At 39.8% G+C, this 13,713-nt stretch carries 11 protein-coding genes; 4 read left to right on the plus strand and 7 right to left on the minus strand.

The window, feature by feature from the left end; translation table 11 throughout:
- Nucleotides 1-237: 237 nt before the first annotated feature.
- Entirely contained in the window at nucleotides 238-1,326 is a 1,089-nt protein-coding gene (locus H8A87_RS05120) for a saccharopine dehydrogenase family protein (protein WP_198688910.1), read from the plus strand.
- 64 nt (nucleotides 1,327-1,390) lie between these two features.
- On the opposite strand, the gene H8A87_RS05125 is transcribed toward H8A87_RS05120, so the two are convergent.
- Together H8A87_RS05125 and H8A87_RS05130 are read right to left on the minus strand one after the other, a co-directional pair.
- Nucleotides 1,391-1,969 carry a TetR/AcrR family transcriptional regulator gene (locus H8A87_RS05125; protein ID WP_198688911.1) on the minus strand — a complete coding sequence of 193 codons (579 nt, stop codon included), beginning with the start codon at nucleotides 1,967-1,969 and terminating at the stop codon, nucleotides 1,391-1,393.
- Between the two features lie 310 nt (nucleotides 1,970-2,279).
- The gene (locus H8A87_RS05130) at nucleotides 2,280-3,728 is read right to left on the minus strand and encodes a flavin-containing monooxygenase (protein WP_198688912.1); all 1,449 of its coding nucleotides are present in this window, start codon (nucleotides 3,726-3,728) and stop codon (nucleotides 2,280-2,282) included.
- A 196-nt stretch (nucleotides 3,729-3,924) separates the two neighbouring features.
- Here H8A87_RS05130 and H8A87_RS05135 point away from each other — a divergent pair, with 196 nt between their 5' ends.
- Nucleotides 3,925-4,860: a LysR family transcriptional regulator gene (locus H8A87_RS05135; RefSeq protein WP_198688913.1), complete on the plus strand. Its 936-nt coding sequence runs from the start codon at nucleotides 3,925-3,927 to the stop codon at nucleotides 4,858-4,860.
- 121 nt (nucleotides 4,861-4,981) lie between these two features.
- A complete protein-coding gene (locus H8A87_RS05140; RefSeq protein WP_198688914.1) occupies nucleotides 4,982-5,614 on the plus strand; it encodes a LysE family translocator in 633 nt (210 codons plus the stop codon).
- A gap of 107 nt (nucleotides 5,615-5,721) precedes the next feature.
- Here H8A87_RS05140 and cml read toward each other — a convergent pair whose 3' ends face one another.
- Nucleotides 5,722-6,918 carry a CmlA/FloR family chloramphenicol efflux MFS transporter gene (gene cml, locus H8A87_RS05145; protein WP_198688915.1) on the minus strand — a complete coding sequence of 399 codons (1,197 nt, stop codon included), beginning with the start codon at nucleotides 6,916-6,918 and terminating at the stop codon, nucleotides 5,722-5,724.
- On the opposite strand from cml, the gene H8A87_RS20180 reads away from it, so the two are divergent.
- Entirely contained in the window at nucleotides 6,917-7,042 is a 126-nt protein-coding gene (locus H8A87_RS20180; protein ID WP_269749517.1) for a hypothetical protein, read from the plus strand. The genes cml and H8A87_RS20180 overlap by 2 nt on opposite strands.
- Before the next feature lie 195 nt (nucleotides 7,043-7,237).
- Here H8A87_RS20180 and H8A87_RS05150 read toward each other — a convergent pair whose 3' ends face one another.
- The 4 genes from H8A87_RS05150 to H8A87_RS05165 form a co-directional block, all read right to left on the minus strand.
- Nucleotides 7,238-7,837, minus strand: coding sequence for a hypothetical protein (locus H8A87_RS05150; protein ID WP_198688916.1), 600 nt, complete (start codon nucleotides 7,835-7,837; stop codon nucleotides 7,238-7,240).
- 79 nt (nucleotides 7,838-7,916) lie between these two features.
- Nucleotides 7,917-10,832, minus strand: coding sequence for a type I restriction endonuclease subunit R (locus tag H8A87_RS05155; protein ID WP_198688917.1), 2,916 nt, complete (start codon nucleotides 10,830-10,832; stop codon nucleotides 7,917-7,919).
- A gap of 62 nt (nucleotides 10,833-10,894) precedes the next feature.
- Nucleotides 10,895-12,082, minus strand: coding sequence for a restriction endonuclease subunit S (locus H8A87_RS05160; RefSeq protein WP_198688918.1), 1,188 nt, complete (start codon nucleotides 12,080-12,082; stop codon nucleotides 10,895-10,897).
- Complete coding sequence (locus H8A87_RS05165; RefSeq protein WP_198688919.1) at nucleotides 12,082-13,689, minus strand: type I restriction-modification system subunit M; 1,608 nt, start codon at nucleotides 13,687-13,689, stop codon at nucleotides 12,082-12,084. Before H8A87_RS05165 ends, H8A87_RS05160 begins: the two co-directional genes overlap by 1 nt.
- Nucleotides 13,690-13,713: the final 24 nt, after the last annotated feature.

Here is a 13,713-nt window from a genome sequence, read left to right on the forward strand (position 1 = left end):
AACCATAGACAGGATGTTTAGAGATAACAGGACGATGATGTCATCGCCCTCGACCTAAAATTATCATTATATTTAATTACCTCAATAGGCTATGGCTAAGTAAGATAGATCCTTAATTGAAAATATTTTTATTTGAAATCAATTCATTATAAATATATTGCAATAAATTCAATGATCTCTAAAATTAGGTCAATTGACTTAATTTTAGAGATCATTGAATGCCTTAAGGATCATAAAATGAAGAACATATCTGTATTACTCGTTGGTGGCTATGGTGTTGTTGGTCAGCAAGTAGCACAAATTCTCAATCAGTATAGGCCAGATTTACAATTAGTTATTGCTGGTAGAGATATTAATAAAGCAAAAAAAGCCTCTAAAAATTTAAAGAATTCCAGGGGCCTATCCTTTGATGTGGAAAATCCATATTTACCGGATGAACTAAAAATTGACATTGTGTTAGCACTTGTTAATGATCCACAAGATAAATTATTACATTTTGCACATCAGAATAATATTGCGTATGTGGATATAACTCGTTGGACTGAACGTTTGCAGGTTGCATTAAGTAAGGCAACAATCATGCAAAATCAAAAAAGAAGTACTATGGTTTTTGCATCGTCGTGGATGGCTAGCATAGTAGCGACACTCATCAATGATATCAGTAAGTCATTTTCAAGCATTGATAGTATTGATATGAGTGTCTTATATGCTTTGAACGATAAAGCAGGCCCAAATTCAATTGATTATATGGATAGGTTAACAATTCCTTTTACTGTAAAGCAAAATGGAAAGTACCAAAAGATTCTCCCTTTTTCTGATGAGAGAACTGTTTTATTTAGTGATGGTAACAGCCATAAAGTTTTTCGTATTGATATGCCAGAGCAATTTATCTTCCCCATAATTACAAATGCACAAACTGTTGCAACCAGAATTGGTTTTGATGATCCTAAGAGTAATCAATTATTAGCTTTTTTGGTTAAGAAGGGGATTTGGAAACTATTATCAGGCAAGAGAGCTACCGGGTTTCGTAGAAAAATTTTATATAATCCAGGTGAAGGGCATCAGCATCAAATCCGCACCGACATACAAGGAGTTGATAAGAAAGGACACCGTAAATGTGTATGTCTGCAAATTAATGATCCAAAAGGACAAACACATTTAACAGCGACAGGAGCTGCTGCGTTATTGATTCAGTTGGCTGAACATATACAGAATAATCATTCAACAATTTTAAATACTGGTGAAAGATTTTTAGATGTTGAAAAACTCAAATCGTTATTATCTTCAGAAAATGTTAATTTTAGTATTAATAATAATATAGAATAAAAAGTGGCTTTGAAAAATTACTCAATCCTTAAATAATCCGTAAAGATATTCTTTACGGATTATTTTATTCTGATTCTATAATAGCACTTATAGTAAAGCGTAAACGCTTACTTAAATCAAAGTCACAGTTTTCATTGTTATGATAGAAATACAAAATGGACAAACCCTCAAATAAAGAAACCAACATTAATGCTTTCTCTTTCCTGATATTTACAGGCATATCTGAACAGTAATTACGCAAGATAATAATAATCTGATCAATATAACGTTGATAAAATTTAGTTAGGGTTTTATGTAGTTTGTCTGAGTGGCGGCTAGCTAACCATGTTTCTAACGTCAAGGTACATAACGACATGTCTTGTAAATTATTTACTATGATATCCAGTAAAACATCAAGCTCATTATGCTCAGTATTAGCAAGTTGTAATCTTGTAGTTGCATCCTCAATAACTTGATTGAACAAACCCTCTAATAAAGATTCTATATTAGGAAAATAGTACTGTAAATTCCCAAGAGTTATTCCACAATGGCTAGCCAGAGATCTCATACTAAAAGGGCGACTTCCTCCTTGAACAAGGAGTTTTATCGCATCTTTTAAAATACTATGTTGTTTTTCTTCAAATTTTTCATTCTTAGGTTTCATTATGGGCATTATCAATGTGGTGCCGTTAAGTAAATAGTGAATAATCAGAGATTTGTATATGGCCTTCCTCTGTATTGCAAGAGAGCTTTTCAGATAAAAGGAATGGCAATCGCTTGAGCGTCATTGTAGTCGTTTTTGCTTACATCGGTATACATCAACATGTTGAGCAGGCAGTATAGTCTCAGAATTTGCTACGGGATAATCTGATGTCAAGAAGACGCTTTCTGCTAGAAAACGTCATTGGCCAGCTCAAAAATATTTCTCAGATAGAACAAGCATACTCGACTTTTTGTTGGAAATTGTTCTGAAATTATTTCCACCGTAATTCCGCGTCATCTACAGGCTGCCCCAATACTTCTTTATCCTTTTTATAATCATGTGGAACATGCCAATTCGGGCTACGTCCCTGACGTGGAAGGCCTTCATCACCTCGCCTGATATAACCCGATTGCAACTCACCAAAAATGTTTTCGTGTTTCAGCATTTCACCTGGTTGAGCATAGGGTGTTACAGACTTAGCCCCACGACGATCCATCTCTTTCAATAACCGGCAGACATAATTTGCGGATAGATCAACTTTCAATGTCCAAGAGCTGTTGATATACCCAAACAAATAGGCAAAATTAGGGATGTCCTGAATCAAGGTTCCCTTGTAGAGCATACGATCATTGCCCTGTAGTTTTTGCTCATCAATAGAAATTTCGATACCACCAAGAGGCAGTAATTTCAGTCCAGTCGCGGAAACGATGATATCCGCTGGTAATTCCTGACCGGATTGCAACAAAATGCCTTTTTCAGTGAAACGTTCTATCTTATCGGTCACGACAGAAGCTTTGTCTTCTTTCAGGGCTTTTAAAAAATTACCATAGGGGATCACGCACAGACGTTCATCCCAAGGCATGTATTTTGGCGTCAGGTGATTCATATTAAAATTTTGCCCGACTCTTTTACGAACAGATGACAGTAAAAATGATTTCAGCACAGTAGGTAAGTGTCGGCTGGTTTTATAAAGTAAACGGTGAATAAAAAGATTGCGATTTCTGCTGAGTGTGTAAACCCAACGTTTTGGCATAAATTTATTAAGATATTCGGAAATTTTATCTTTTCCAGGGACAGACAAATAATAACTGGGGGAGCGCTGTAGCATGGTGATATGTTCGGTATCACTCGCCATTGTTGGAACTAACGTGGCTGCTGTTGCCCCACTACCAATCACAACAACCCTTTTACCCTTATAACTCAGACCATCAGGCCAATGTTGAGGATGAATAACTGGCCCTTTGAAATCTTCAATGCCAGGGAACTCGGGTAAATATACTTCATCATAGTTATAATAACCCGTCGCTGCGATCAGATAATTACAGGTAAAGATTCGGGTTTCTCCACTGGCTTCCTCAACAGCAGTAATACTCCATTGGCTGGTCACACTTGACCAGTCCGCGTTAGTAATTTTTAACCCAAACTGGATTTTTTTATCAATGCCATACTCTTTTGCTGTTTCATTGACATAATTTTTAATTGAAGGCCCATCAGCAAAAACACTAGTTTCAGACCAAGGTCGGAATTTATAGCCAAAGGTCATCATATCCGAATCTGAACGGATTCCCGGATAACGAAATAAATCCCAAGTACCGCCGATAGCATGACGACGCTCTAAGATAATCACCTTCTTATCAGGGCATTCTCTTGTTAAATGACATGCCATACCAATGCCAGCAACGCCCGCTCCCATGATCAAAACATCATAATGGCTATCCATGTTACCTCTCCTGCAAAAATGCTGTCCTAATCAGATAAGTACCTTGTTCAATCTGTCATGTTATTTTTTATTTGCTGGGGCAACCATTTGCATTTATGTGGGGGGAGTATCACTATGTTAACTAACCGAGAAATTTAAACGTTAATTACTTATATTTATTATAATAATCAGATAATTACCACACGGAAAGCACATCTTGAATAATTACAAACTACTTCCAGCTTTAATATCAATCCTGCAAACGCTTAATCTCACTGAATCCGCAAAGCGGCTAGATGTTACACAGTCTGCAATGAGTAAAACATTGAATCAGCTTCGTGAAGATTTTCATGACAAGATTATTGTAAGAGAGGCAAATAAATTCATCCTCACGAAGAAAGGAGAGAAACTGAAAGAACAACTTCCAGTTCTGATGCAACAATTAGATAATTTATATGCTCCAGAATCAATGGAACCAAGCCTTTGCAAAAGAGTATTTACCTTAGCTTCCAGCGACTATGTTGCCCAAGCTATCTTACCGTCTATATTTTGTCGTATTGAAATAGAAGCGCCTAATGCAAGCATTGAATATACATTGTGGCATAAGGACAACCTGAATAAATTTTCTGATCAAGATGTTGATTTAGCTGCAACTATTGCCGATTCTATACCTGATAATTTATACGGTAAGATAATGGCTGAAGACCAATTGGTCGTTGTATTTAGAAATAAACCTGCCAAGTTTGATAGTGATATGACTATTAAGGATTATATTAACGGACGACATATTCTCATTAGTGGTGGTGGAGACAAGAATAGCCCTGTTGATCATAAATTAGCAATGATGAACCTAAAGCGTAATATTTCTGCTACAGTTCCGTTTTTCCAGGCGGCTATTGAATTGTTATTAAAAACAGACACCATGTTAACCATACCGCTTCATATTGCTGCTGATTTCGCTCAACATTATGATTTGCAGATAAAACGCTTACCCATTGAAATTCAATCACATAAATACTACTTACTGTGGCATGCCAAGCATCAGCAAGATCCAGAGCATAAATGGTTCAGAGAGATTTGCTTTCCTTTAATCCAATCTCATCTTGAAAGAACGATAAAACAGGGTATGAAATTAATTCATACTTATCAGTAGCTTTTCCATCTTTTATATAAATTTTATTTGCATTAATATAAAAACACATTTTCAATAAAAACATTAACATATTGATTTTTATACCCACTGAACTTAATCTTTTATAATGTTGGTAATAAATATGATATCCATAGAAACACTCGTTACATTTATCAGTATTTCAACATTTTTATGCTTCTTACCGGGCCCTGATAATATTTTTGTGTTAAGTCAATCTGCAATAAATGGGCGTAAAGTTGGAATATCAATTACCATTGGCCTATGTATTGGCTTAGTAATACACACATCTTTAGTTTCATTAGGAATTTCAGCGATTTTACGAGAAAACGCTGTAGCATTTGAAATTATCAGGATATTGGGCGTGCTTTATCTAATTTATCTGTCTTGGGGAGCGTTCAATGTAAAGCCAGTTTACTTTAAAGACAGTAATGAAAAATTTAATGGAAAAAATAAATTCATAAAAAAAGGATTGATAATGAATTTATCAAATCCAAAAATTATTATTTTCTTTTTAGCTTTTCTCCCTCAATTTACGACTGATAGTGAAAATATAACACCCATTCCATTTCAGCTATTCTATCTGGGGTTAATATTTGTAGTTGTTTCTTTTTTAGTATTTACACTCATATCCTATTTATCTGTTTTTTTGAGCGTTGTTTTATCTGATACACCATCAATACAAACGGTTTTAAATAAAATAACAGGTTTAATATTTATAGCTTTAGCAATTAATTTAGCTGTTAGTCAATTTTAAAAAGAATAGACTGTAAAAACTGCTCAATGTGCAGCCTCTCGGCTGCACAGACAAAATGGAATTCTTCGACTACTGCAAAAAAATAGTGAAGATGTCGGAGATCCATACTATTTTCTTATCTTCTGTTTCAATACCGTGAATGCAATGAAACTTACGGCTGACATTCCGAAGCAATAAGCTACCAATGGCCAAGCCGTATCGCCATCAAGCACCAAAGTCATGAGCGTACCCACTCCGCCCACAATCAGACTTTGGATGCTGTAGTACAACGCGACAGCAGTGCCCGAGGCATCGCCAAAATCCCGAAGCGCTCCATTTGCCGTGACCGAAACGACGAACACCATGCCAACCGCAATCAACCACATTGGCACCACGAAAGTCATAAACGACTGTTTTGAAAAGACAGCACAAATCGCCAGAATAATGGCTCCCGCCATCATGACAAATGAGCCTCGTACAAAGCTTCCCGGAATGTCCCAACGTGACACAAAAAATTTCGCGAAACGCGCCACGACAATCATGACGAGTGCGACCGTCGCGAACGCTATACTGAACTCCATTTGAGAAAAACCGGTACGACTGACAAGTACACGGGGGGCAGTAGAGAAAAATACGAAAAATGACCCCATCGCAGTACTGAATCCAAGGGTATAGATCCAGAAAGACTTATTAGACAAAATCAACGCAATGGCTAATCCATGTTTATTCTGCTTCGGTGGTCGTGTCTCATGCCATCGGGGTAGCGCACGACTGAATGCCAACAGCCCCAGCAAGCCAAGCATCACAAAGATCCCTCTCCAGCCAAAAGCAAGCGCAATGACCGAGCCGAGAATAGGCCCGAGCGCAGGCACAAACGCCAGCATGGAACTGAATAGACCATAAATAATGCTACTTTCAGGCCTGTCAGCATAAACATCCCGAACGGTAGCAAAAGTCGCCACCAGAGCTGCCGATGCACCCAATGCCTGTAAAATCCGCAAGACAACAAACAATGCACCAATACTTGTCATGGCAAGGGCAAAGGAAGCGATAGAAAAAAGCAAAACGCCGCTTAATACCACGGGCCGCCGACCGATACGATCCGACAGCGGGCCAAAAATCATCTGGCCTAATCCCAGCAAAAGTATGTAGACGCTTAACGTCAGTTGGATCATAGCAGGTGAAGTATCAAGTGCTGCTGGCATAACCGGAATGACCGGCAGATACACATCCATTGCCAATGAAGCAAGGAGATCAATAGGAACCATCAGCACAAGCGCTGACGATAGAGAATAGCCCCAAACGGGCGTAGTTTTATTAGACATGACAAAAAAATCCGCTCAGAAAGTGAAATCCGGCGGCAATCTGCCTATGAATGATCAACGGGAAGAGATCGCCGCAACAACTACCGATGAAAAAATTCCGGTAAAAAAAGTTGTTGCGGTTTAGCGAACTGTTTGGGGAATGAGACTCATATTTGTACCCTTATGATAGTATTTGATAGTGTTGTCTATTCAATCATTCAGATCTACAAGTGATCAACTTTAACAAACGAAAAAGTACGGCTATCAGCCGTACATTTAAAAAATGAGGGTTAACAGGTTACACCACTATGAATGATAACAATTATCGGTGTCAGTCATCCTACTCACAGGTGCTATATATAACAAAATGATAACCATTATTACCAATAGAACCGCTGTAAGCCTCAGTAACTCCGACAGGCGTTTTATTGCTTTCTGGATTAACTTTTGAAACAAGGGCGAAAAATTTACCTTTACAGATGTATTCTCTCTTATAACCAATAGCATTGAATTTTTTATCATTAGTTAAAGTACTAAGTTTTTTAATATCTTCTGCTACTCCATTAAGTGCTGTACTCAAGTTAGCATTTTGTTTTAATTCTAAAAGGTAAAAGCTATCTTTTTCACCAGCCCAGAGCCAAAAATCTGGCTTACATTTTCCCATATCAGCGGGCATTCCATCCCACTTAATGTTAAATTCTCGCCACCATTCCCTATCTTGGACTGTGACATGATGGTGTAAAAAATAGGCCAACTCAATCTGAAACCAATTCTCCCAGCCAGAAATGTTCTCAATATTAAAGACATTGAAACGTTCAATAATATGCACTTGGTTGAAAAAATTGGCTAATAACTTTACCACGTCAACTTTTTCCCCAAGAGATTCAGAGGCTATTTCTACAAGTTCTGGTGCCATATCAGAGATTTTTATTGTTTCCATTTTATTATTTTGACCTTTTTGTTGTTACACACATAACGCCGTATCAATGATAGTGCTACTCAAGACAGTCATCTTATTGTCAGAATCCTCTAATCCCATTAATAAAGGTTTCAATCACGCTACACACCCGCTCATATACACGTGCACGAACGGTCTTACGTTCCAGAATCTTCGGAGTCCAAGTCAGTGTTGCAGCAACCTCATCCTCACGTGGCATCACGTTGGTGAACAGATAATTGTTCACCAACTCCGTTAACTTTATGAAATCTAGACGTTCTTCAGCACATAGTGTCGTTAATGCTTTGTTTTTTTCCCGCTCGACATAAGTTTCAAACACTTGGGTGATATCTTCATCATGCGCTACATGCAGAAGATTTTGTTCGATAAAGTTATTAATCAGTTCACGTTTACTGCGCAACGTCACATCGCTATCAATGATCTCCATCACTTTTTTCTTCTGCTCCTGCTGCTCTTTTGGCGACATTGACTGAATATTTGCAAGTAATTTGAGGATATAACCGACGTTAATTTCATCACGATGGATCAGAGAAATTTCAAAATCCACCTCATCCAGAATGGATACTTTTTCTTTACCGGAGTGCTTTTTCACTTTGTCGTAAATATCGAGATATTTACTGGTGTAGTCAGCCAGAATTTGCTCAGACAATGGCTTACTCACACCATCAAAATCAGCGAAGGTTTCAAGAATATTTTTCAAACGCATCACATCTCGAAATGCGTTAACAAATACCAGTTGGGCATGTTCATCCGGTAGATCGTCCACACTTTCGACTGTCGGGGTTAAGGCCAATAAATAATCAACCGAGGCCTGATAATCGCTCAGATATTCTTCAAATGACTTAACCAGTACAACAGAAGATGCATTTTTATTGGAGAACAGTGCTATAGCATCATCCGTGGCTTTTTTCAGATTGCGGAAACAGACGATATTACCGTGGCTTTTCTTCTCATTAAGGATGCGGTTGGTACGAGAAAACGCCTGCACCAAACCGTGAAAACGCAAATTTTTGTCCACGTATAGTGTGTTCAATAATGAGCTATCAAAGCCGGTCAGGAACATATTCACTACCAGCAGGATATCAATACCCTTCTCTTTGGTGCGCTTAGCGATGTCTTTGTAATAATTATAAAAACTCTGCGAGTCATTGGCAGAGTAGCTGGTGCCATACAGCTCGTTGTAATCCTTGATAAAGCTGTCGAGGTGATCCCGACTTGAGACATCCACTTTACCGCCCTGTGGAAGACTGATATCTTCTTCATCCAACAGCCCGTTCACCGCCTCTTTATCGCTTTTATCCGCTTCGTTGGCGGCATAAGTGAAGATGGTTGCGACCTTCAGCGGTTTATAGTTCACATCTGCGGCCATAAGTGCAGCCTGTTTTTCTTTAAACAACTTATAGTAGGCGATCAGCATTTCCACCGACCCGACGCAAAACATGGCGGTAAATTCGCGGCTGCGGGTCTTTGCGTTGTGGTGCGCCAGAATATAGTCGGTAATTTTTCCCAGCCGAATCTCGCTCTCCATCACCTCTTTGGTATCGATATCTTCCACGTCGATATCAATTTCATTATTACTTTCTTTACGCTTATAGGTGCCAACATATTCCACGGCAAAACGCAGTACGTTTTCGTCACGGATGGCATCGACAATAACGTATTTATGCAAACATTCGTCAAATAGACTTTCGGTCGTTTGCTTGATGCCATTGGTGATATTAACGTTATCGGCAAAAATCGGCGTACCGGTAAAACCGAACAATTGGGCATTCTCAAAAAAATTAACGAGCGCTTTATGAGTGTCGCCAAACTGGCTGCGGTGACATTCGTCAAAGATAAAAACGATGCGCTCTTTGCGCAGGTGTTCCAGCTGTGCTTTATAACCTTCGTGAGTGATGGCGTTGTTCAGCTTTTGAATGGTGGTTAGCGTTAATTTGCTACAGGTGGCCTTCAGGTGCTTAATCAGCGTACTGGTGTTATTGGTCGTGTCCACGCTGTCTTTGACAAAGGAGTTAAACTCTTTCGCTGTTTGGTAATCAAGATCCCGGCGATCGACAACAAAAATGACCCTATCCACTTCCGGCATCGACATGATTACCTGACTGGCCTTAAACGAAGTCAGTGTCTTGCCTGAACCGGTGGTGTGCCAGATATAACCGTTGCGCGGTTTCCCCGGAATATGCAGGCTTTCCCTGACATGATGGATCATCGCTTCGCAGGCGTAAAACTGATACGGACGCATCACCATCAGGCACTTACGAGTTTCGTTCAACACCGTGTAGTGGGTGATCATTTTGGCGATATGACACACCTTCAGGAACGCATCGGAAAATTTCTCCAGCGACTTAATCGGCTCGTTTTTTTCATCCGTCCAGAAAAAGGTCTGTTCGAAATGGTTGGCGCGGTTGTTGGCGTAGTATTTGGTATCCACGCCGTTACTGATGATAAAAATCTGCACATACTGGAACAGGCCACTACCGACCCAGAAAGCATCTCGATGATAACGGTCTATCTGGTTAAACGCTTCTTTTAGCCCCAATCCACGACGCTTAAGCTCGATCTGCACCAGAGGTAGTCCGTTGATCAGTAAGGTAACGTCAAAACGGGTTTTACGGCTGTTTTGCTCGGCATTGAATTGTTTAACCTGACGAGTAACTTGAAACTCGTTCTGGCACCACTCTTCTTTATTAATAAAGCTAAGCCATTTCTCAGTGCCATCATCTCTCAATAACGGGTAGCGATCTCGCAAAGTTCTGGCGCGATCGATTACCTCATTACCTTTGGTCAAGTGCAGAAAAACACGGTTAAATTCACTGTCTGTAAGCGGGGAGCCTTCTATTCGGTTATGAATTTCAATCTGTTTTCTCAGGTTGGCTTTCATACTGGCTTCGTCAGTGACATTCACCAGCTCGTAATGCATCCCGACCAGTTGTTCCACCAGTTGCGTTTCTAACTCGTATTCGCTTTGCGTTGTCATTAATTTTTAATGCCTTATATTTATATGTAGCGCAGACTCGATATTAACGGAACCAGAGATATTTATACGAACATTTGCTGTAGCAATCCTTGCTTCCAGATCTTTAGTTTGTCCAGCTCCGTTTTTTTAGCAGTGATTTTGTCGTCGATTGCGGAGAGGAGGTTGGCGATTTTGGTTTGTTCTTCCTCAACAGGCTGAGCTACAGGAAGACCAAAGAAACCTGCTCCTGAAATATTCATACGGTCATGTCTGGCGCCACTATTAGCTATATTTTTTATGTAATTATGCCAAATTGAACTTTCAAAAAAATATTGATAAAACTTTAATAACCCTTTTTCAAAACGAAAAACCGTATACAAAGGAGACATAATTCCTTGGATCAATTCATTCATTTTTATAGGGCCAACTGGTGCAGTTGAAGATATTCTCGGGTTGTATACAAAATCACCAATATTAACTACGTAATATCCTGTTAAGTTACCCTCTGTCACAATATCTCTTTCAAAGTAACTCTCTTGGCTGACAATGCCTTGCGTGGCAGAATTAGTTAGAACTGTTCTTACTGAATTATCTCTATTTTTAGTATTTACCTTGGAAGCTATTTCTTTTAACTCCATCTCTTCCCACTCCGGAAACGCTTCCCCATTCTTATCCTTAAACCGTAACTCCTGACTAAAAATCTTTTGCATCATGCCTTTTTTGTACTGGCATAGCAGGTCGTACTGCTTGTTCAGCAGCGTGATTTTTTTGTCAACAGAGGATAAAAAATTGGCGATTTTGGTTTGTTCTACATTACTTGGTATAGATATTTGAAGGGATTTAATTATTTCAGCAGAAAGATTTCCTTGCCCACCTTGCAAAAATTTACTCGTTATATCACCTTTAAGTTTCCTAAGATAAGAGTACAAAAAGTATGAGTTTTGTTCAGAACGTATACACAAAATAGCTTGGTTAATAGCACCATTTAATCGAGATAGTGACACTTCCCCGCTCGTTGCACCATAAAGCGCATAAAGAATATCTCCTTTACAAACGAGTTTAGCCGAGGAATTTTTCAATCCTAATTCAGTCAAATATTGCTGTGTTTTATCGCTACTGATTTCTCCTGATTTTATAAACGGTATATTACCCCCATAATAGTCAGAACATGTTGAAGTTGGGGTTCCCCCGGAGAAAAATTTAGCAATGGAATTGAATTTAACTTGCATCCACGGCGAATTAAACTCCTTAAATCGCAGCTTCGGTACCATCACTTATCCCCCTCTGCCAGCGTAAATGGCGTATTAATCCCCAGTTCCTGACATAACTCGGCTATGATTTTATCGATCTCTGCCACTTTCCCTTCCAGTTCGCGAATTTCCTGCGCCACGGCATTGAGATCAATCTCCTCTTCCGCTTCAAAGGTATCCACATAGCGGGGAATATTGAGGTTGTAATCGTTATTACGGATCTCTTCCAATGTGGCAATATAGCTATATTTCTCCACCGCTTTCCAGTCGTTATAGGTGTCGGCAATCTTATCGATATGTTCCGGTAGCAGGCGGTTCTGAGTTTTCACCTTCTCAAAGTCATTGCTGGCGTCGATAAACAGAATGCTGTCGTTGTGCTTACGGCACTTACGCAGTACCAGTACGCAGGTCGGAATGCTGGTGCCGAAGAAGATATTGGCCGGCAGGCCGATCACAGCATCAATACAATTCAACTTTTCAATCATAAACTGGCGGATATGCCCTTCCGCTGCGCCACGGAACAACACGCCGTGTGGCAGAACCACCGCCATGGTGCCGTCATCTTCCAGGTGGTGGAACATATGCTGTACAAATGCCATATCCGCTTTGCTGGAGGGTGCCAGTTTGCCGTACTGGGCAAAACGGTCGTCGTTCATAAACAGCGGGCTGGCGCTCCATTTCGCCGAGAATGGTGGATTGGCAACAATCGCATCAAACTTCAGGTGCATATGCTGCGGATATTCCAGCGTATCTTCCTGAATAATTTCAAAATCTGCATAGTGAACACCATGCAGGATCATATTCATTCGCGCCAGGTTATAGGTGGTAGGGTTCATCTCCTGACCGTAAATTTTCCCCACCGACGAAGCTTCACGTTTTACGCGTAGTAGCAGTGAACCAGAACCACAGGTTGGGTCATAAACGTTTTTCAGTTTCAGCTTGTAGGTAGTGACGATTTTCGCCAATAAAGTCGAAACAGGCTGTGGGGTATAAAACTCACCCGCTTTTTTACCTGCCCCAGAAGCGAATTGACCAATCAGATATTCATAAGCATCACCTAATATATCGGAGCTGGCTTCACTCAGGTCAAAGCTCAGCTTGTCGAATTCAGTGATCACTTTACCGATTAACTCGTTTTTCGCTTTTGCAGTGCTACCCAGTTTACTGGAGCCTAAATCCAGATCTTCAAATAGATTGCTAAAATCATCGGCTGAATCTGTACCCAATGTACTTTGTTCAATATTGCGCAGCGTGGTCGCCAGATCTTCCAAGATAAATCCGGTGCCAGCACCTTTAGGGTCTTTCGCAACACGTTCCGCCATAATGTGGAACAGATCAGTGGGGGGCAGGAAGTAACCCAGAGTCTGGATGCTGTCTTCTTTTACCGCTTCTACGATATCCTTATACGCCGAATGCTCTGTCGAGAGTTTATTGTACTTAATCCCGTCTTCAGCAAGGATTTTGTTTGCATAGGCCACGAATTTTTCAGAAAGATATTTGTAGAAGATAAATCCTAAGCAGTAGTCACGAAATTCATCAGCATTCATCTTACCACGCAGGGTATCGGCTATATTCCACAGTCGGCTTTGCAGTTCACTTAAATTTTGTGCTTCAATTTGGGGAGACATAGTACTTCCTAAGTATTTCGGTTC

Origin of the sequence: Xenorhabdus lircayensis (assembly GCF_016306625.1) — a bacterium.
In the GTDB taxonomy this organism is placed as follows: domain Bacteria; phylum Pseudomonadota; class Gammaproteobacteria; order Enterobacterales; family Enterobacteriaceae; genus Xenorhabdus; species Xenorhabdus lircayensis.